This window comes from Streptomyces bullii (genome assembly GCF_042657145.1).
Lineage (GTDB): Bacteria > Actinomycetota > Actinomycetes > Streptomycetales > Streptomycetaceae > Streptomyces > Streptomyces bullii.
On sequence record NZ_JBHSNY010000009.1, the window covers coordinates 375,306 to 394,587 of the forward strand.

The following is a 19,282-nucleotide window of genomic DNA, read 5'->3' on the forward strand; positions in this document are numbered from 1 at the left end:
CCCTTGCCCCGGCCCGCCCGTAGAGCCGTCGGTCGCCTGTCCGTGGCTTCGTTGGTGTGGCTGGTCGCGCCCACGCGGCGGAGCCGCACAGCGATACCGCCCCGCGCCCCTGAGGGCGTCACCTTCCCCTTTGTCCTGCGCAAGAAGGAGGAAAGTCATGCACGCATTCCACCTCAGCAGAAGAGCTGTCCTCGCCGGGACCGCTGCCACCGCCGCGGTCGCCACCCTGCCGCTCCTGCAGGGACGTGCGCAGGCCGCCGGTAGCGGCGCCGAGACCGCCGCCTCCGCCTACCGCTGGCGCAACGCCGTCCAGGGGGGCACGGGATTCATCTCCGGCATCCTCTTCCACCCGTCCTGTCGCGGCCTCGCCTACGCCCGCACGGACATCGGCGGCGCCTACCGCTGGGACGACCGTTCCGACCGATGGATCCCGCTGACCGATCACCTCGGCTGGGACGACTGGAACCTCCTCGGCGTCGAGGCCATGGCCGTCGACCCGGCCCACCCCGACCGCCTCTATCTCGCCCTCGGCGCCTACACCCAGTCCTGGGCCGGCAACGGAGCCGTCCTGCGCTCCGAGGACCGCGGCGCCACCTGGTCCCGTACCGATCTCAGCGTCAAGCTCGGTGCCAACGAGGACGGGCGGGGCACGGGTGAGCGGCTGCTCGTCGATCCGCGGGACAGTGACACCTTGTGGCTGGGTACCCGGCATGACGGGCTGCTCAAGTCGACAGACCGGGGCGCCAGTTGGCAGGCCACGAGCTTCCCGGCCGCCCCCAGCGCCACCGGCCAGGGCATCACGCTCCTCGTTGCCGCCGGCCGTACCGTCTACGCCGGCTGGGGCGACTCCGACGGCACCGCCGGCAAGCCCAACCTGTACCGCACCTCCGATGGCACGACCTGGGAGGCTGTCCCCGGGCAGCCCACCGGCACAGCGGCCAAGGTGCCGATCCGCGCCGCCTACGACAGGCACACGCGAGAGCTGTACGTGACGTATGCCAACGCGCCCGGCCCCAACGGCCAGTCCGACGGCAGCGTCCACAAACTGCGTACCGTCAACGGCAAGTGGACCGAGGTCACCCCGGTGAAGCCGGGCGGAACCGCGACGGACGGGTCGACCGACGCCTTCGGCTACGGCGGAGTCGCGGTCGACGCCCGCCGCCCCGGCACGCTCGTTGTCTCCACGAACAACCGGTGGGCCGAGATCGACACCGTCTTCCGCTCCACGAACGGCGGCCGCACCTGGACGTCCCTGAAGGACAGGGCTGTCCTCGACGTCTCCGAGACCCCCTACCTCAAGTGGGGCGGGGACAAGCCCAAGTTCGGCTGGTGGATCCAGGCCCTCGCCCTCGACCCGTACGACTCGGAGCACGTCGTCTACGGCACCGGCGCGACCATCTACGGCACCCGCGACCTCAAGCACTGGGCCCCGCAGATCCGCGGCCTGGAGGAGGCGTCCATCCGCCAGCTGGTCTCGCCGCCGACCGGTGAGGCGCACCTGCTCAGCGGGTCCGGGGACATCGGTGTGATGTACCACGAGCGGCTCACGGCGTCGCCGTCGCGCGGCATGGCGTCGAACCCGGTGTTCGGCACCTCCACCGGCCTGTCGCTGGCCGCGGCCAAGCCGTCGTACGTGGTCCGGGCGGGCTGGGGCAACGACGGCAACGGCGCCTACTCGAACGACGGCGGCAGGACCTGGGCCCCCTTCGGGGCGCAGCCCGCCATCGCCAAGGACGCGCCGGGGCCGATCGCCACCAACGCCGACGGCAGCGTGCTGCTGTGGTCCTTCGGCACGGCGAACCCCGGATACCGCTCGGCCGACAACGGCGCCACCTGGTCCGAGGTCGCCTCCTTCCCGAAGGGCGCCGCCCCGATCCCGGACCCCGTCGACCCGACCCGCTTCTACGCCTTCGACACCACGACCGGCACGGTGTTCGCCAGCACTGACAGCGGCCGGACCTTCACCGCGCGGGCCACCGGCCTGAGCACGGGCGACAGCGAGTTCCAGCTGACGGCTGCTCCGGGCCGCACCGGCGACCTGTGGCTCAGCCTCAAGGGGAACGGCCTCTACCGCTCGACCGACGCAGGCGCGACCTTCGCCAAGGTCAGCAGCTGCCACGCCGCACACACCCTGGGCTTCGGCAAGGCCGCCAGGGGCGCTTCCTACCCGGCGATCTACATGGTCGGTGCCGTCGACAGCTTCAACGCCGTCTACCGCTCCGACGACGAGGCGAAGACCTGGACACGGATCAACGACGACCAGCACCAGTGGGGCTGGACCGGAGCCGCCATCACCGGTGACCCGCGCGTGTACGGCCGGGTCTACGTCTCCACCAACGGACGCGGAGTGCAGTACGGGGAGCCCGCCTGATACCCGACCTGGGCGAAGCTCGAACCTCACCCAGGCGCACGGGAGTTCGGCTGGCGGAGCTGATGCAGGCAGGCGGCATCGGCGTGGTCCTCGCCACCCCACTTCAATCGTCCCGCCCTGGATGGGCCGGCTGCACGTGTTCGGAGAACCGGATGCCGAGAGGCGCCTCGTCACGCATCACACCCTGGTACGGCCGGGCGGCGATCAGCCCCGCTGATTCAGCAATCACTCGCAGAACAGGAAACTGCATGAGGAAGTCTTGGATTTTACCCCTGATCACGCTTGTCGCTGTCGCGCTCGGGGTGACGGCGACGGGCGTGGCCCCTGCCTCCGCCGCCCCCACCACGCCTTTGCGGGTCATGCCGTTGGGCGACTCGATAACCTGGGGCGTGGGAAGCAGTGCGGGCAACGGCTATCGGGGGCCGTTGTGGAACCGGCTCGCGGCGGACGGCCATCCGCTGGACTTCGTGGGCACGGTGCGGAACGGTTCGATGTCCGATCCGGACAACGAAGGCCACTCGGGGTACCGCATCGACCAGATCGCCGCGCTCGCCGACGCCTCGCTGACCCGCTACCGGCCCAACGTCGTGACGCTGCACATCGGTACCAACGACCTCCAAGGAGCCTCCGAGGTCGACAGCGCCATCGCCCGGCTGAGGTCGCTGGTCAACCAGATCACCGCCGACGTCCCCGACGCAACCGTCCTCGTCGCCTCCCTGGTCGTGTCCACCAGCAGCTCGGAGGAGCGGTTCCGGGGCACGTACAACCAGGCCACCCGGCACATCGTCAGCGACGCGCAGGCCGCGGGCAAACGCGTCGCGTTCGTCGACATGAGCAGTCTGACCACGGCCGACCTGGCCGACCCCCTGCACCCCAACGACTCGGGCTACCAGAAGATGGCCGACGCCTTCCACCGTGGTGTCCAGTCCGCGGACAGCGCCGGGTGGCTGAAGAACCCCGCCCCCGCGCCCGCCCGCGTGCAGTCCGGCATCGCCGGCAAGTGCATGGACGTCAACGGTGCCAGCACCGCCGACGGGACCGCCGTCCAGACGTGGAGCTGCGGCGACGGTGCCAACCAGTACTGGTCCGCCTACACCGACGGCACTCTGCGTTCCCTGGGCAAGTGCCTCGACGCCGCCGGCGGGGCCACCGCCAACGGCACCAAGGTGCAGCTCTGGGCCTGCCACGGCGGTGCCAACCAGGTCTGGCAGCCCTACAACGGCGGCTACCGCAACCCCGCCTCCGGCCGCTGCCTCGATGTTCCGGGCTCCTCCACGGCCGACGGCACACAGCTCGTGCTGTGGGACTGCAACGGCGGCTCCAACCAGAAGTGGACCACTCTGACCACCGGATGACACCGGCTCCCGGGATCTGCGCCTGACAGGCTCAGATCGCGGGAGGACACCGGTGCCGGGTCGCGCTGGGGACGGCACCGGCTGCGGTCGGCTCATACATGGCAGGACAGCGAGGACAAGCATCGTACGACTGTGCGCTGAGTCGATCTCGGCGCGCTTGACCAGGTAGGCGTCGACTCTCTTCCAGGCGCAGTCGGCCCGGGGACCTCGACGGTCAAGGCGGTGTTGAGCGGAACGCCTCCCGGGCCGTTCGCGACGCGGGGCCCATCCGAGTCGCTCCCCGAATGCCTCGCCACGAGTGTCGTTCCGCTTCGGGCCCACCGTCCTCGCGGCCCAGGGCGGCCTCCAACAACCTGGTCGAACTCTGCCTGGTGTCCGTCGCTTCCCAAGCTGAGAGCGCGAGTTCGCTTCTCGTCACCACCCGCTCCCACACGAACCCCCAGGTCATAGACCCGGGGGTTGTCTATTGTCCAGACCCGGGGGAGGAGGGCGCGCACCACTACGGGCCATGAGGCCGCTGCTTGCGGCCTGTGGGTGTCGGAGTGCTGAGGGATGCCTGCTCGCAGGACCGGCCTACGCGGACCATCGTGTCACTGAGGGCACGCGTCAGCGGGTCGTCAGGGTGCGTCCGGTGTGACGAAGTTCGTAGAAAGCGGGAAGCCGTCCGGGAGGGCGAAGGAGGCGCGCCGAAAGGGCACCCTCTGGCCGTCACGGTCGTGGGAGCAGGCGCACGCCTCGGGAAAGTGAGGTCGAGCATCTGTGTGCAGCGCCGGTCGGCAGGGGGCCCGGCCGCATGGTGCGGCGTCGGCGAGGGGGGTGGAGGCGCTACTGGGAGAACGAGAAGTACAGGGTTCGACCGTAGTCGCCCGTCGCCGTGGTGGGGCCGCCGCTGGGGCCGAGCGCGGACGGTGCGTCGAACTTGGTGCCGATGGCCGGGATGGCGTCGAGGAACGACAGGTCTCCCTTCGGGAAGGGCGGCGCGGTATGGCGGGGGTCGGGGCCGAACCGGGGGGTGAAGAGGCGAAGGTAGAGGTTCTCGTCCTCGGAGACCATGGTGATGCGCCCGGCGGTGGTGTGCAGGGACGCCCAGCGGACGCCCGCGTGGTAGCCCTTGAACTCCGGGTACACCCAGCCGTCGGCACCGGTCGCGGTGTCGTTGTGCTGCTTCGTCCAGACGTCCGTCGCGACGCCGCGCAGCCGGTTCTTCCACACCCTGTGGGGTCCGTGGCCGAGCCATGTCACGCCGGTCACCTGCGCTTCGGGATGGTCGAAGCCGACGCCGAAAAGGTCGTGCTCGCCGATGAGGTGGTAGCGGTAGTCCAACTGCAGCCAGCCGCTGGGGTGCAGATGCCACCGGACGTGCCGCAGCACGCCGGAGTACTCGGCCTCCACCGCGTAGCCGTTGCCGTCGGGCCCGTGCGTCAGGCGGGTGAGGTCGGCCGTTCCGGTGGTGGGCAGCGGGCCGCGGGACAGCGCGAAGTCCGTCCCTCGGTGGGTGACGCCGGCCAGCATGCCCGTCGTGGCGTCGAGCGTGACCGTGGTGTGGCGGGATGCGAGGGTGAGCCTGTCGTCCGCGAGCCGGCCGCGTACGGCTGGTCCCGGGCCTGTCCGAACCAGCCGTCGGGCCTGTTCGGCGGCGGACGCGATGGTCCATGTCCAGCGGCAGATCTCGCGGCCGTCGGCATCGGTGACGGTGAGCGCCAGGGCGTCGGCACGTCGCCAGCCGGACGGCAGGGGCAGGCGCAGCACTCCTTGCGCGCCGGGCTCGATGTCCGGCGCGGAGGCGGTGCCCTGGGCGCGCACCGTGTGGCCGTCCCGCCGCTGCGACGGGGTGGGGAAGCCCAGCAGCCGCCAAGCGAACCGGCAGGTACGGGTGTTGGTGAAGGCGTAGTGGTTGGTGAGGCGGATCCGCCCGTCGAAGTCGTCCGGCAGGCCGCAGGTGAACCGCTCCCGCTCGGCGAGTTGTACGGGAGACCAAATGTCCTTGATCGTGTAGAAGCTGGCCTCCTTCTCACGGAAGGGGCCGAGGATGCCGTCGGGTGCGGCGTTGCCCGCCACGTCGATGGCGCCGCCGAGGTCGTCCCGCACGATGCCCTCGTCGACCAGAGCCCACAGGAAGCCTCCGGCGCAGAGCCGTTCACGGCCCATCAGCTTCCAGTAGTCGTCGAGCCCCGCGCCGGCGCCGCCGTCGTAGAGGCCGTGGAGGAACTCGGTGGGCATGAAGACGTCGCCCTGTTCCTGGAGGATGCGGCGCGTGCTGTCGTACGTCTCGTAGTGGTCGGTGTTGATGCCGCCGAAGTTCGCCCAGGGGTGCAGAACGGTGCGCTGCTGGGGGTCGTGGCGGGCGTAGTCGGCGTCGAGGGCCGTGTTCCAGCCGCCTTCGTTGCCGTTGCACCAGAACAGGATCGACGGGTGGTTGACGTCACGGGTGACCATCGAGGCGACGAGGGGCCTGCCTGCCTCCTCGTCGTAGGACTTCTGCCAGCCGGCCAGCTCGTCGAGCACGTACAGCCCGAGTTCGTCAGCGAGGTCGAGGAAGTGCGTGTCCGGCGGGTAGTGGGACATCCGGACCGCGTTCATGTTCATCTCCCGCATCAGGATGATGTCCTTGCGGCTGATGCGCGCACTGGTCGCGCGGCCGGACGTGGGCCAGATGGTGTGCCGGTTGGCTCCCTTGAGGATGACCTTGACGCCGTTGACGTACACGCCGTCGCCGGGGCGCACCTCGACGGTGCGGAAGCCGAATCTCTCGTCGACGCGGTGGACGATGCGGTCGTCGGCGCGGAGCGCCACCTCGACGCGGTAGAGGTGCGGGGTTTCCGCCGTCCACTGCCGGGGGGAGTCCACAGCTGTTTTCAGGGTCACCGTCGTGTCGCCGGGAGCGACGGCCGCGGTGAACGGGGCGCCGACCGGGCGCCCGGAGAGGTCGGTGACCCGGGCGACGAGACGGTCGGCGGCACCGGTACCCGAAAGATGGGCGTCGATCCGCAGCGTGCCGTCGGCGCGGGCGTCGACGGCGATGCGTTCGATGTGCTGGAGCGGGAACGCCTCGAGATGGACGGGGCGGTAGATGCCGCCGAAGTTCCAGTAGTCCCCGAGGCGTTCGGCCCGGTTGACGGAGTCGTCGGTGGACTCCTTGCTGACGGTCACCTCCAGGAGGTTGTCCTGTCCCGGACGCAGCTGTCCGGTCACCTCGTGCCGGAACCGGTAGAAGCCGCCGCGGTGGACGGGCCCGGCCGACTCGCCGTTGATCCACGCCTCGGTCTCGGTCATCGACCCCTCGAAGACGAGGAAGACGCGTCTGTCACGCCAGTGGGCGGGCGGCGTGAAGGTGTGCCGGTAGCGGCCTTTCTCCTCCGGGCGCAGATTCCACCCGTAGTTGTACGTGCCGTATCCGTGGAACTCCCAGTGGGACGGAACAGGGATGCTGCCCCAACTGCCGCTGCGCCGCCCGCTGGTGCACAGGAAGTCCCAGTCGACCGGGTTGTCGGCGTCCTCGCCGGACAGGTACAGGCGCTCGGTGCGCGTGGAAGCGTCCGTTCCGTCGGCCGTCTCGGCCTCGGCGGCCCGGGCCGAGCCCGTGGGAAGGCCTCCGGCGAGGGCCGCGCCGGCCGCGCCCAGGATCAGAACACCACGGCGTGACAATTGCATGACATCTCCAGCCTTCAGAAACCATCGGGAGGGAACGGCGGGGACGTGCGCGTAGTCGACGGGTCCGGGTCGGCGTTTTCCCCGCCCGCGCACCGGGGGCAGACAGACCGTCGCGGGGCCTGCCCGGCCCTGTCAGCCCTGGGCGGTGGTGTCAGCCGAGGCGCCACTGCTGGTTGCTGCCGCCGTTGCAGTTCCACAGTTGGACCAGTGCGCCGCTGGCGGTGGAGGCACCGGTCACGTCCAGGCAGAGGCCTGACTGCACGCTGGTGATGGTGCCGTTGGAGTTGAGGTTCCATTGCTGGTTGGTGCCGCCGTTGCAGTCCCCTATCGCGACTTCGGCGCCGGCCGTGGTGCCGGTCGCGTCGAGGCACTTGGCGCCGCCGTAGACGGTGAGCTGCTTGGTCGACGTGCTGGTCCAGGTCTGGTTGGTGCCGCCGTTGCAGTCCCAGATCTGCGTCTGGGTGCCGTTGCTCTGCGAAAAGCCGGGCACGTCCAGGCACTTGCCGGAACCGGTGGCGTGGACCGGACCTGTGGTGGTCCCGCCGGTCCCGCCGTCGAGTCCGAAGAAGGCGACGGCCCGGGCCGCCATGCCGCTGGCGGGCAGGCTGTGCCCGGCGCCCTGGATGCTGATCGCCTCGACCGGTGCCTGCGCGCCGGCGGAGCCGTAGCGGGTGCGGGTCCAGCCGGGCTGCGGGGAGTCGGTGAAGACCGGGGTCTGGCTCACCCCGAGCACATTGGTCCACTGCTTGATCTCTTCACCGAAGTTCACATAGTCCAGCGCTTCGTCCTCGGTGCCGTGCCACAGCTGCATCCGCGGCCGGGGGCCGGTGTACCCCGGGTAGGCGTTCCGGACGAGGTCGCCCCACTCCTGCGGGGTCTTGGTGATCCGGCCGGTGGAGCAGGCGCTGTTCCAGCCGGAGCCGTCGGTGGTGGCGAAGCAGCCGAACGGCACGCCCATGAACGCCGCACCGGCCTTGAACAGGTCGGGGTAGTCGCCGAGCAGGACATTGGTCGTCATCGCGCCGGACGAGGCGCCGGTGACGTAGACCCGGCTGGGGTCGGCGTTCATGTTCTGCAGGGTGTATCGGACCATCGAGGCGATGCTCGTGGGGTCACTGCCCCCGTCATGCTTGAGCGCCTGGGGTGAGGAGACGTCGAAGCACTGCCCGCTGACGTTCGCGTCCGGGTAGACGACGATGAACCCGTACTGGTCGGCCAGGCGGGCGAACTCCGTGTTGGAGTAGAAGGCGGGCCCCGTGCCGGTGCAGTAGTGCACTGCCACCAGCACGGCCGGGCGTGCCGGAGCGTTGTCGGGCCTGTAGACGTACATCCGCAGGTTTCCGGGGTTACTACCGAAGTTGGTCACCTCGGTCAGTGACGCGGCCGACGCGGTGGTGGCCGAGGCGCCGGTCAGTACGAGCGCCGCGATCAGGGGCGAGATCGCCATCAGCAGGGCTACGAGTACATCTGTGACGCTTCTCTTTTTGGACTTCCGGGACATGACGGTGTCCTTTCTGCAATCCGGCGCAGCCGACCGGGTGGTGAAGCGCTTCGACGCTTCCATTGTCCTGGGCGCGGTGTCAATGCCTGGCGGGAAGCCAGGCGGTGTGGCCTCCATTCCTCTGTTTCAGCAGAGAATTCTCCTTGACTCGAGTTATCGATTGAAGCGCTTCAACACTCGCTGACGGCTACCGGCCGGCCTTGATCGCTTTTCAGGTATGGACCATGACCGTGTTCGGGAACGCTGCGGTGAGCCGATTCGCCGCCGACTGACCGCGACGGGAGGAGCGGTTGTCGACGATCCAGAACACGCGCTTGGCGCTTGCGTGGGGTTCCTGGCTCATGGCCCGGGAAGCCAGGCGGCTGTGCAGGCCAGGGCGCGCCGCGTCTGTTGGGGTGTTCGACGCGCATCGCCCCGGCCCTGCCGGGGTCGAAGGCGGGGTGGCAGCGGCACCGGGCCTGGGATGGAGGCCTTCTCGTCCGCGCTGATCACGTACTCGTCATCGCCGAGCTGTTCGCCCTGCCAGGTACAGGGAGTCGTCGGTGCCGTAGCCGAGGCGGGTGACGTAGTTGCCCAGCGCCCGTCAGCGGCACTGGCGTGTCGTCTCGGTGGGGCTCTCGTGCGGGCCTCGGCCGTCCAGCCCCGCCGGGGCAGCCGCACGTACGTCGCGCGGGCTCGCGCCGAGTTCACGGCGGCAGGCCTTGTTGAAGGCCTGGAGGTCGGCGATGCCCACAGCCGCGGCGACGGCGGTGATGGACAGGGTGGAGGACAACAGAAGGTGACGGGCGCGCTGAAGGCGTCGGTGCCGGATGTACGACACGACCGTGCGCCCGGTTTCGGCACGGAACACGCGTGTCAGGTGCGTGTGGGAGATGCCGACGGCGCGCGCGACGTCCGGTACGGACAGCGGGCCGGCCAGGTGCTCCTCGACGTAGGCCTGGGCGGCTGCCACGAAGGGGTGGCGGCGCCCGGCTCCCTCGGCCCTCGGTAGCTCGGCGATGCGCCACAGAGCGGTCCAGACCTCGGCCGTGGCTCGTGGGGGAGAGGCCGGCATGGCCGTCACGGCGTGTCGGAGCAGGTCGGCCAGGTGGGTGCTCTCGGCCGCGGCGTCCTGCATCACCGGCACCACCCGCGCGGTTCCGCCGTCGTGCAGCCGCAGGTGGACGTAGAAGTGTTCCGACCTGCCCCGGTAGTGGAAGTGCACCTCCGTGTTCGGCGGCACGAGGCTGACGTGGCCGGGACGTATGGGGTGGACCGACTGGCCGAGGGACAGAGCACCTTCGTAGTGGTAGAGGTGCAGCTGCCACAGATCAGGCAGCCGGAAGACATCGTGGGCGGTGGAGACGCCGTGTACCCCGATGCCGGCATCAACCACGGTGGGCGCCTCGTCGAGCCGCAGCGTTACGTGTTTCACGAGGACGGAAAATTACCAGCACTGGACGATTTCAGCCCACGACCGAGCCGGACCGGGCCCGTACGTTCGTCGCATGTCAACCAGGAAGCAACTCCTGACATCCGTTCAGGTGGCGCGCTTCGTCGGGCAGGGAGTCCTGCGCCTGGACGGGGTGGTGCCGCAGGAGATCAATGAGCGGGCCATCGCGGCCTTGGCCGAGGGCCTGGCGGAAGTGTCCTACGGCACTCCGCTGCGCGGGGCGTTCGCGCAGGACACCTTCGTCCACGAGCTGCTCGCCCTGCCGGTCGTCGCGGGCGCTGTCGAGAGCCTGGTCGGCCCCGAGCCGACCGTCGACCACCATGCGGTTCATGTGCGCGAGCCGCACGAGGGACAGGCCCAGCCGCTCCACGGGGACGCGATCATCGACGTGCGGCCGGACGCGTTCGACATCCAGCTCATGTACTACCCGCACGAGGTGACCGCCGACATGGGCGGCACCCTCAGCGTGCCCGGAAGCCATCTGCGCAGGATCAACGAGACGGACGTCGGCCGCGTCCAGAACCTCAGGGGACAGACCCGTCTGACCTGCCCGGCGGGCACGGTCGTTCTCGTGCATCACGGCATCTGGCACAGTGGCCGCCGCAACGACAGCGCGCGCCGGCGCTACATGTACAAACTCCGCCTCAACCCGACCGTGCCGCAGGTGCGTCTGTGGGACGTCTCCGACCTGCACGACCCCGCGGTGACCGCGGAACTCAACACGTACTTCCCCTGGTACGAGTGGGCCACGGGCCGACTGGAGATCTACAACCGAATCCTGCTGTGGCGGGCCCTGACCGGAGACGACTCGTTCGACGTCGACTACTGGGTCACGCGCGTCAGCAACCGGCCGGCCCTGAGGAGTCGCGCATGAGGCAGCAGGTTCTGGTCCTCTATCTCGCCACATCGGCGCTGGACTCCCCCGTCGTGGGCTGGTCCCGCTACGACGGGACCGGCCGGACCCGTCCGACGACCGGTGACGGCGACGAGCCGCCCTATTCCACCGGGCTTGGCGCGTTGCAGGACGGGTGGCGCCTGTTCCAGGCCTCCCAACTGCTGCCCGCGCAGCCCGGTCATGAGTACGACGTCTCCTTCCTGAAGCACGAGTTCTTCTTCGAGAAGGTGGAGGACGGCCTTCGCCTTTGACGCAGGTCACACGCCGCGACGGAACTCCCTGCGTTCGTCTGTCTCACCCTCGTGCAGACGGTCTCCAGAAAGAGATTGCTACGGCCCGGTTACGTTCGAAGCGCTTCGACAATATGGTGCAACGAATGAAGGGCCTGTATATGACATTCAGGATTTCGTGGCGGAGACACAGGAGCTGTACGGCGCTGCTCACCACGGCGACCGCCCTGCTGGTGGCGCTTCTGACCGGGTTGGGCGCCGCCGGTACGGCGCAGGCGGCCACCGTGGACACGAACGCGTCGTATGTGCTGGTCAACCGGAGCAGCGGCAAGGCGCTCGACGTGTCCGGCGCGAGCACCGCCGACGGGGCGGCCGTCCATCAGTGGGCCCGCCACGACGGGACCAACCAGCGGTTCCAGTTCGTGGACTCGGGCGGCGGCTACTACCGGCTGAAGGCGCAGCACTCGGGCAAGGTGCTGGACGTCTCGAACTACTCCACGTCCGACCACGCGGACGTCGTGCAGTGGAGCGACGCCAACAGCGTCAACCAGCAGTTCCGGCTGGCCGATTCGTCGGACGGTTACGTCCGTCTGATCAACCGCAACAGCGGCAAGGCGGTGGAGGTGCAGAACGCCTCCACCGCCGACGGCGCCAAGGTCGTGCAGTACACCGACGGGGACGGGGCCAACCAGCAGTGGCAACTGGTCTGGGTCGGCTCGACGGGAGTGCTGGCGCAGGTGCACACCGCGGGACGGGTCAAGGACTCCGGGAACACGGTGCAGTACAGCTGGCCAGGCGTGTACTTCGAGGGCCGGGTCAGCGGCACCGGCGTGGGCATCGTGCTGGGCGACCCGGCTGCCGACTACGACGTCCAGATCGATGGATCCACCCTTGCCACGCTGGTCACGCCCGGCAACACCACGCACTGGATCAACGGCCTGTCCAACAGCACGCACACCGTCCGGCTCGTCAAGCGCAACGACACCCCGTGGGACACCAGCACGTTCGGAGGCTTCGTCGCCGCGCCCGGGGGTGCCGTACGGAGCAAACCGGCCGCCCGCAGCCGTCAGATCGAGTTCATCGGCGACTCCCTCACGGTGGGCTACGGCAACCTCTCGACCTCCCGCACCTGCCCTGGGGACCAGGTCAAGCGGACCACCAACACCGACGTGAGCTACGGCGCCCTCACCGCCCGGCGACTGAACGCCGACTACCAGATCAACGGCTACTCGGGCCTCGGCATGGTGCGCAACTACAACGGAGGCTCGCCGGACGTCACGTACCGGACTTTCTACGACCGTGCCCTGCTGAACGTGTCCGGCGACGTCTGGCAGAACCCGGGCACCTGGCGTCCCCAGGTCGTCGTGGTCAACCTCGGCACCAACGACTTCTCGACCGCCATCAACCCCGGTGAGCCGTGGACGCCCGACAGCCTCGCGGCCGGTTACCGCACGGCCTACGGCGACTTCATCCAGAAGCTGCGGACGCGCTACGGGGCCGACACGACCATCGTGGCGGTGGGCGCCGGGCAGTACGCCGGACATGTCCAGCAGGTGGTCGAGGCACGCAACGACGCCGGCGACAGCCGGGTCCGCTACTGGTTCCTCGACGACTCGGGCCTGGACTTCCTCGGCTGCGACTGGCACTACTCTGCCCGCGACGACCGGCTCATCGCCGACCGGCTCACCTCGTTCCTCGCCGGTCTGCCGACAGGCTGGTGACGGCACCGACCGGCCAAGAGCATCCCATCAGAAGCATCCGACTCGGATCCCAGTGCCGGCTCGGTCTCGGGGAGTGTCTGCGCGCACCAGATCGTCTTGACGTTGGTGGTGTGCCGGGTGCCCCACCCCTGGGTGAGCTGGGCGACGCGCAACAGGCCCCGGCCGCCGTCGTCGAAGGCGCGGGCCCGGCGCAGGTGCGGGGCGGTGGTGCCGGCGTCGGAGACCTCGCAGATCAAGGAGGTCGTGAATCAGCCGCAGCTTCATCGGCGGCTCGCCGTATCTGATGGCGTTGGTGTTCGGTGACGAACGCCGCCTCCTCCAGGCCCCAGGCATCCACGTGGTCGACGGCGAGCTTCCTGGCGCGCGGCACCTGCACGGTGTCGGGCTCGACGTCCCAGTCGGCGACGTGGTGGGGATCCAGCGCGTGGGTGCGAACGAGGAGCAGGGCGTCGTCGGTACGTCTGCTCGGCGGCGGCCCCCTGGGCGGTCGAGTTGCCCGCGAGGCCCAGCACTTTGCCGCTGTTGCGGTTGACGAGCTCGTAGTAGCCGTCCCCGGCGGGCTTCGACCGCCACTGCTGGTTGGCGGTGTTCTGGTCGGTCCACTGCTGGATACGGGTGCCGTCGGCGGTGGAGAAGCCGTCGACGTCCAGCACTTGCCGCTGCGTACGGAAACCAGCCGGCGGATCGGCGGTGTGCTCCTCTTGGCCCACGCCGCCTCCTTCTGATCAGCCGGCTGGAGGAAGGCTCTCGCCCCTGATCCGATGCCGGAACCGCGCCCGAGCGGCCCCGGATCAGTAGCCGTAGATCATCTTGTAGGCGACCTCCGGGAGGAACTGGCCGGCCGAGGAGCCGGCTCCCACGCCGCAGTTGCCGTCGGACTCGCCCGGAACCTTGATCCACAAGAGCATCTCGGCGCCTCCGCCCAGCTGGCTGGGGGTGCCGATACGGCGGCCTGAAGGGTTGCACCACTGGCCGCTGGAGCCGTTGCCGTTGCGGCTGGTGTCCACGACGAACGGCTTGGTGTAGCCGTACCGGGCGCCGAGCTCCCTGTTGACGGCGTTGCCGTACGCGGTGTTCTCGGCCGTGGTCAGGTAGTTGGAGACGTTGAGCGAGAAACCGTGGGCCTGCCGGAGGCCGGCTTCGTGAAGGCGCCGGGCCATGACCGCCGCGCTCGCCCAGGCCGGGTTGCCAGCGTCGAGATACACCCAGGTGTTGGGCGCTTGGCGGTTGAACTCGGCGAGGGCGCCGGTGAGCATGCCCTCGCGTTCGTCGATCTGGGCCTGGGTCATGCAGCCGTAGTCCCCGAGGGAGTCCGGTTCGAGGATGACGAGGGCCGGGCGGTTGGAGATCCCCCCGGCGAACTGGGCGATCCAGCTCCTGTAGGCGGACGGCGAGGCGGCGCCGCCCGCGGAGTGCCCGCCGCAGTAGTCGCGGTTGTAGATGTTGTAGGCGACGAGGACGGGCAGTTTGTCCCGGGCGTCCGCGGCGCCCACGTACGCGCCGGTGGCGGTGCCGATGGTGCCGCTCCAGGAGCCGAACCAGCGGGCCGTCGGTGTGTTGGCGATGGAGACGTTGATCGCTTGTGCCCGGCCGTCACCGGGGTTGGCGGCGACCCATCGCTTCGCGCTGGAGTCGGGGTCCACGTAGAACCCGTTGGTCATGGTCGTCGGGTCGGCCGCGTGAGCGGACGGCGCGGCGGCGAGCGTCAGCGGCAGCGAGGAGAGCGCTGCCACCAGGGCGAGGAGTTTGCGGCGCATGACGGGTACCTCGGCTTTCCGGCAGGGGTGCGTCCGAAGGTTGGCGGTGAGGATGGGGAGCGCTCCCACCGGAAGCGTTTCCCATCGCACTGTCGGTCAGCAGGTCGAGTTGGTCTGGGTCAGGAGGCCGAGCCGCCAGGGGAGGAGGTTGTAGTCACCGCCCGCGTTAGGGTTCATGCCCTGGTAGACGTACTGGAGCCGGCAGGCGGGAATGGTCAGTGTCTGGTCGTGGCCGGCACGGATCATCTCGCCATGACTGATGTCGCGGGTCCAGGCGCCCGAGGGGAAGGTGACGTTGTTGGCCCGAGCGAACGGGTTGCTCTCGGACGCGGCCAGGGGAGTCCAGGAGCCGGCGAGGCTGCCTGAGGTCCAGGAGCGGAAGTAGCGTCGGCCGTCCGATCCGATGGCCTCGACGAGCAGCAGGTACTGGTTACTGCCCTGCACTTTGTACACGTTGCTCGCTTCGAACAAGGCGTATTTGGAGTCCTGGGCCGCGATGACGGTGTTGCTGAACCCATTCGGAAACTGGCCGACGGTCGTCTGCGAGCGGTACAGGTGTCCGTTGTCGTCGGAGGAGAACAGGTAGCAGTTGGCGCTGTCGCAGATCACCCACATGTCGACCCAGTGGCCGTTGCCGATGTTCTGCTTGATGATGTCGGGCATCGACGAGTAGAAGTGGCGCGGCGCGCTCCACCCGTTGGGGTTGCTGATGTCGGGGTTGGTGGAGTACGAGGCGTTGCCGGTCTGGTACACGAGGTACCACAGGCGTTGCGGCGCGTAGTAGAAGACCTGCGGAGCGGCGCGGTAGCCGCGGCCGATGGCGCTGCCGTCCAGATAGTGGTGCGTGGCCGAGCCGGCCTTGGACCAGTCACTGAAGTTCAGGTAGACCAGGTTGTAGCCGGAGGAGCTGGCGACGCTCGCGAACACGTGGTACTTGCCGTTGTAGTGGACGACCGTCGGGTCCTTGATCCCGGCGATGTTGTGGGTGGCGTCCGACTTCGGCGAGATCAGCGGGCCGCTGGAGCTCCACGAGTAACGGCTGGGCAGAGCAGCGGCGTCGGTGGCGCTCCGCGGAGCGGCGGGCGTGCTGCGGGTGGCGACGGGCGTGCCGCCCATCGTCGTCAGCACCGCGTTGTACGCAGGTTTCTTGTTGCCGCTGCGGTCGAACAGCAGCGGGTTCTCCGAGGCCCGCCAGGAGTCGCTGTCGCGGATGCCCCAGACCGTGATGCCGGTGCAGCGTGCGACGTTCATGCAGGCCCTGACCGTGTTCGCGTACGCGGTCGGCGACGCCTGTGCGATGTCCAGTTCGGTGATCTGGACGTCCACGCCGAGGGCGGCGAAGTTCGACAGTGTGGTCTGGAAACTGGCGGGCGGGCCGCCGGTGCCGAAGTGGGCCTGGAGGCCGACGCAGTCGATGGGAACGCCGCGCGCCTTGAAGTCGCGGACCAAGCGGTACACGCCCTGGGTCTTGGCGTCGCTCCAGTTCTCGATGTTGTAGTCGTTGTAGCAGAGCTTGGCCGCCGGGTCGGCGGAGCGTGCGGTGCGGAACGCCTGCTCGATGAAGCCGTTGCCCAGCACGTCCCGGAAGACGGAGCTGCGGAGCTGGCCGCTGGGCCCGTCGGCGAAGGCCTCGTTGACCACGTCCCAGGAGTGGATCCGGCCCTTGTAGCGGTTCATCACGGTGGTGATGTGGTTGTTCATCACGCCGCGCAGTGTGTTCGCGTCCCTGATCGAGCTGACCCAGCCGGGAAGTTGGGAGTGCCAGACCAGGGTGTGGCCACGCAGGCGCTGACCGCGGGCCTGCGCGCGGTTCGCGATCCGGTCGGCGGGGCCGAAGTTGAACGAGCCGCGGGACGGCTCGGTCGTGTCCCACTTCATCTCGTTCTCGGCCGTGACCGAGTTGAACTCGCGGTCCAGGATGCCGGTGTACGTGCCGTCGCCGAGCCGGCCCGCGGCCACGGCGGTTCCGAAGTACCGTCCGGACTGGGCCGCCTGGGCGCCCAGGGTGGAGGCCTTCACGGCGTCGGGCGCGCCGGTCGCGGTCCCGGGGGTCGCCAGGACGGTCGCGGCCAGCAGGGCGAGGACCGAGGCTCGGCGACGGCCGAGCCGTTTCAGTGGGTTCATGGTTCTCCTCGTGGGGTGGTGGGGGGTTGCGTGGTGCGGTCGGTGGGCCACTTCAGGGTGTGGACAGCTCGAACCGCGTGACGCGGACCGCGCCGCCGAGTGCCTGCGTGGTGTGGTTGAAGAGGGCGAATCGGTAGCCCATGAAGAACCGCCAGTCGTTGCCCAGGGGAAAGGCGGGGCCGAGGCGGGTGAAGGTGGTGCCGTCCGTGCTGTAGGAGAAGGTGGCGGGGCGAGCCGTGCCGGGGCGGATGTCCGCGCTCGCGCGCAACCAGACACGGCTGCCCGGCGCGGCCGCGCTCGCGACCGCCGTGCCGATGCCGGTCGTGTTCCAACTGGCGTCCATGGTCAGCCCGTTGACCATCACCACCCGCGCCGCGCCGCCGTCACGGCTGATGCCGATCCAGGCGGAGGAGTCGCGCAGCAGTGCCAGTCCGGCCCGGTCGCCGTCGCGCATCGCGGAGTGGTCGAGCTGGACCGTGGCGGTGGAGACGGGGCCCTGGATGCGGTGCGTCAGGGTGTTGCGGGCCCAGTAGAGGTCGTTGGTGACGGTCGCTGTGCGCAGGGTCAGCCCGTTGCCGACCGACCACTTGGTGTTGTCCGGGTTGTGGTTCCACTCCCATCGCGGCTTCAGGGTCGAGCCGTCGAAGGTGTCAACGCCGGTCATGGGGGTCACCGGGCGAGGCGGAGGGAGCACGGCCGGGCTGGGGTACGAGGTGCCCCATGAGCCGTCGACGAGCTGCACGACCGGCCAGCCGTCCGAGGTCCACGTCACGGGCGCCAGGGCGGGCATCCGGCCACCGGGGTAGGCGTCGACGAAGGCCAGGTAGTACCAGGCGCCGTTCTGCGTCTGTACCAGCCCGCCCTGGTGCGGGACGCCACCGCCGGGGATCGGCCCGCGCAGGTCGAGGAGGACCTGCCGCATCGTGTACGGACCGAAGGGGCCGCGCGAGGACTTCACAATGTACTGACCGTTCGCGGGGCGGGTCAGGAAGATGTAGTACTGCCCGTTGATCTTGTAGAAGCGAGAGCCTTCGAGGGTGCCGACGCTCGACGGTGTCGTGAACACCTGCTGGGTGCGGACCTGGGTGCGGCCGTCGGGCGAGAGCTGGGCCACGCTGATGGTCGTGTTGCCGTACGCCACGTAGAGGGTGTCGTCGCTGTCGACGAGCAGTCCCGCGTCGTAGTAGGGCGTGCTGATCGTCGTCAGCCTGTTCCATGGCCCCTCGGCGGCGGTGGCGGTGTAGACGTACGTCCGGGCGAAGTCGATCTGGCTGAGCCAGTAGAAGGTCCGGTTGCTCGGACGGTAGGCCAGTGACGACGCCCAGATGCCTCTGACGTAGCCACGGGCACCGTTGAGGTCGTACTTGGCGCCGAAGTCCAGAACGGGCACCGAGTGACCGGCGACCTCCCAGTTCACCAGGTCGTACGACCGAAGGACGGGCGCGCCCGGCGAGTAGTGCATCGTCGAGGCCGAGGCATAGAAGGTGTCACCGACGCGGATGACGTCGATGTCCGCGAAGTCCTGCCAGATCACCGGGTTCGTGTAGGCCGCCGCGGTCGCGAGATCCGCCCTCTGGGCAGCGGCGGAAGCGATGCCGGGGACCGCGGCCGGAGGAAGCAGGGCGCCGGCGGCCAGGCCGGTGGCGGCCGTCAGGGCGCGGCGACGGGACAGCGCTTGATGAGGGCATGACATATCCATGGGCGTTCTCCCTGTGCGGCTCGGCCGCTGTGGTGTGGCGCTGCCTGGAAGTGCCTTGTTTTGCCCGCGTGGAGCGACTGCATCACGGTTCGGCATTTCGAACGTACATCGATGCGCCGGGTATTCAGGATGATAGGGAGCCCGTGAGTGCCGTCAATGCCTCTCGCACTATTCGGTTGAAGCATCGAAACATTCGATGCCGACAGGGTGGGTCGCTGCAGGTCAATGGCGCACACGGGATGGATGCGCGGAGTGTTGACAAGTTCTGAAGCGTCTCTATCATCCGTGGCACTGGGAGTTTCCGAATGGCATACGAAATTTCGAACCCGACTTCTCTTCCGTGCGATGTCACGGGAGCACCGTGAACCGGGCACCACCAACGGCACCCCTGCCATCACCTGGCCCTGCAACGGCCAGAGCAACCAGAAGTGAACCGGCGTGTGGGCAACCTCTTATGGCCCGCCCTGGTCGCGGTGCTGGTCGTCCTGAGCATGGGCGGCACGGCACTGGCCGTTCCCAGGCCGAGCACACTCCGCTCACGGCCTC

General features: G+C 69.1%; 12 protein-coding genes and 2 pseudogenes. 5 read left to right on the top strand and 9 right to left on the bottom strand.

Features of this window, described 5'->3' with window-relative positions; translation table 11 throughout:
- Positions 1 to 157 precede the first annotated feature (157 nt).
- The gene (locus tag ACFPZJ_RS26770) at positions 158 to 2,371 is read left to right on the top strand and encodes a 1,4-beta-glucanase (protein ID WP_381026503.1); all 2,214 of its coding nucleotides are present in this window, start codon (positions 158 to 160) and stop codon (positions 2,369 to 2,371) included.
- A gap of 103 nt (positions 2,372 to 2,474) precedes the next feature.
- On the opposite strand, the gene ACFPZJ_RS26775 is transcribed toward ACFPZJ_RS26770, so the two are convergent.
- Positions 2,475 to 2,732 carry a hypothetical protein gene (locus tag ACFPZJ_RS26775; protein WP_381026717.1) on the bottom strand — a complete coding sequence of 86 codons (258 nt, stop codon included), beginning with the start codon at positions 2,730 to 2,732 and terminating at the stop codon, positions 2,475 to 2,477.
- Between ACFPZJ_RS26775 and ACFPZJ_RS26780 the strand changes: the two genes are divergently transcribed.
- A complete protein-coding gene (locus ACFPZJ_RS26780; RefSeq protein ID WP_381026505.1) occupies positions 2,620 to 3,726 on the top strand; it encodes a ricin-type beta-trefoil lectin domain protein in 1,107 nt (368 codons plus the stop codon). The two genes, ACFPZJ_RS26775 and ACFPZJ_RS26780, sit on opposite strands and share 113 nt — an antisense overlap.
- An 825-nt stretch (positions 3,727 to 4,551) precedes the next feature.
- On the opposite strand, the gene ACFPZJ_RS26785 is transcribed toward ACFPZJ_RS26780, so the two are convergent.
- The 3 genes from ACFPZJ_RS26785 to ACFPZJ_RS26795 all read right to left on the bottom strand — a co-directional run bounded on the left by ACFPZJ_RS26785 (position 4,552) and on the right by ACFPZJ_RS26795 (position 10,292).
- A complete protein-coding gene (locus ACFPZJ_RS26785) occupies positions 4,552 to 7,377 on the bottom strand; it encodes a glycoside hydrolase family 2 TIM barrel-domain containing protein (RefSeq protein WP_381026507.1) in 2,826 nt (941 codons plus the stop codon).
- Positions 7,378 to 7,528: 151 nt separating this feature from the next.
- Positions 7,529 to 8,878, bottom strand: coding sequence for an extracellular catalytic domain type 1 short-chain-length polyhydroxyalkanoate depolymerase (locus tag ACFPZJ_RS26790; RefSeq protein WP_381026509.1), 1,350 nt, complete (start codon positions 8,876 to 8,878; stop codon positions 7,529 to 7,531).
- A gap of 583 nt (positions 8,879 to 9,461) precedes the next feature.
- Positions 9,462 to 10,292 carry an AraC family transcriptional regulator gene (locus tag ACFPZJ_RS26795; protein ID WP_381026510.1) on the bottom strand — a complete coding sequence of 277 codons (831 nt, stop codon included), beginning with the start codon at positions 10,290 to 10,292 and terminating at the stop codon, positions 9,462 to 9,464.
- A 73-nt stretch (positions 10,293 to 10,365) separates the two neighbouring features.
- On the opposite strand from ACFPZJ_RS26795, the gene ACFPZJ_RS26800 reads away from it, so the two are divergent.
- The 3 genes from ACFPZJ_RS26800 (at position 10,366) to ACFPZJ_RS26810 (ending at position 13,156) form a co-directional block, all read left to right on the top strand.
- Positions 10,366 to 11,184: a phytanoyl-CoA dioxygenase family protein gene (locus ACFPZJ_RS26800; RefSeq protein WP_381026513.1), complete on the top strand. Its 819-nt coding sequence runs from the start codon at positions 10,366 to 10,368 to the stop codon at positions 11,182 to 11,184.
- Complete coding sequence (locus ACFPZJ_RS26805) at positions 11,181 to 11,456, top strand: hypothetical protein (RefSeq protein ID WP_381026516.1); 276 nt, start codon at positions 11,181 to 11,183, stop codon at positions 11,454 to 11,456. Before ACFPZJ_RS26800 ends, ACFPZJ_RS26805 begins: the two co-directional genes overlap by 4 nt.
- Before the next feature lie 140 nt (positions 11,457 to 11,596).
- Positions 11,597 to 13,156: an RICIN domain-containing protein gene (locus ACFPZJ_RS26810; RefSeq protein ID WP_381026519.1), complete on the top strand. Its 1,560-nt coding sequence runs from the start codon at positions 11,597 to 11,599 to the stop codon at positions 13,154 to 13,156.
- 56 nt (positions 13,157 to 13,212) lie between these two features.
- Here the strand turns inward: ACFPZJ_RS26810 and ACFPZJ_RS26815 are convergent.
- The 5 genes and pseudogenes from ACFPZJ_RS26815 to ACFPZJ_RS26835 all read right to left on the bottom strand — a co-directional run.
- A pseudogene (locus ACFPZJ_RS26815) lies at positions 13,213 to 13,625 on the bottom strand (ATP-binding protein); the annotation flags it as partial.
- Positions 13,618 to 13,835, bottom strand: a pseudogene (locus ACFPZJ_RS26820) (RICIN domain-containing protein); the annotation flags it as partial. The pseudogenes ACFPZJ_RS26815 and ACFPZJ_RS26820, both read right to left, overlap by 8 nt.
- Before the next feature lie 112 nt (positions 13,836 to 13,947).
- Entirely contained in the window at positions 13,948 to 14,913 is a 966-nt protein-coding gene (locus ACFPZJ_RS26825) for a glycoside hydrolase family 6 protein (protein WP_381026521.1), read from the bottom strand.
- A 96-nt stretch (positions 14,914 to 15,009) separates the two neighbouring features.
- Positions 15,010 to 17,037 (bottom strand): glycoside hydrolase, encoded by a 2,028-nt coding sequence (locus tag ACFPZJ_RS26830; protein WP_381026524.1) that lies wholly within the window; start codon positions 17,035 to 17,037, stop codon positions 15,010 to 15,012.
- Positions 17,038 to 17,089: 52 nt separating this feature from the next.
- Positions 17,090 to 18,730, bottom strand: coding sequence for a glycoside hydrolase family 43 protein (locus ACFPZJ_RS26835; protein ID WP_461096684.1), 1,641 nt, complete (start codon positions 18,728 to 18,730; stop codon positions 17,090 to 17,092).
- Between the last annotated feature and the right edge of the window lie 552 nt (positions 18,731 to 19,282).

What these genes read in the sequence shown, in the direction of transcription:
- ACFPZJ_RS26770 (WP_381026503.1), top strand. Translation starts at nt 158, where the DNA reads ATGCACGCATTCCACCTCAGCAGAAGAGCTGTCCTCGCCGGGACCGCT.
- ACFPZJ_RS26780 (WP_381026505.1), top strand. Translation starts at nt 2,620, where the DNA reads ATGAGGAAGTCTTGGATTTTACCCCTGATCACGCTTGTCGCTGTCGCG.
- ACFPZJ_RS26775 (WP_381026717.1), bottom strand. Translation starts at nt 2,732, where the DNA reads ATGACCCGCAAAGGCGTGGTGGGGGCGGCGGAGGCAGGGGCCACGCCC.
- ACFPZJ_RS26785 (WP_381026507.1), bottom strand. Translation starts at nt 7,377, where the DNA reads ATGCAATTGTCACGCCGTGGTGTTCTGATCCTGGGCGCGGCCGGCGCG.
- ACFPZJ_RS26790 (WP_381026509.1), bottom strand. Translation starts at nt 8,878, where the DNA reads ATGTCCCGGAAGTCCAAAAAGAGAAGCGTCACAGATGTACTCGTAGCC.
- ACFPZJ_RS26800 (WP_381026513.1), top strand. Translation starts at nt 10,366, where the DNA reads ATGTCAACCAGGAAGCAACTCCTGACATCCGTTCAGGTGGCGCGCTTC.
- ACFPZJ_RS26805 (WP_381026516.1), top strand. Translation starts at nt 11,181, where the DNA reads ATGAGGCAGCAGGTTCTGGTCCTCTATCTCGCCACATCGGCGCTGGAC.
- ACFPZJ_RS26810 (WP_381026519.1), top strand. Translation starts at nt 11,597, where the DNA reads ATGACATTCAGGATTTCGTGGCGGAGACACAGGAGCTGTACGGCGCTG.
- ACFPZJ_RS26825 (WP_381026521.1), bottom strand. Translation starts at nt 14,913, where the DNA reads ATGCGCCGCAAACTCCTCGCCCTGGTGGCAGCGCTCTCCTCGCTGCCG.
- ACFPZJ_RS26830 (WP_381026524.1), bottom strand. Translation starts at nt 17,037, where the DNA reads ATGAACCCACTGAAACGGCTCGGCCGTCGCCGAGCCTCGGTCCTCGCC.
- ACFPZJ_RS26835 (WP_461096684.1), bottom strand. Translation starts at nt 18,730, where the DNA reads ATGTCATGCCCTCATCAAGCGCTGTCCCGTCGCCGCGCCCTGACGGCC.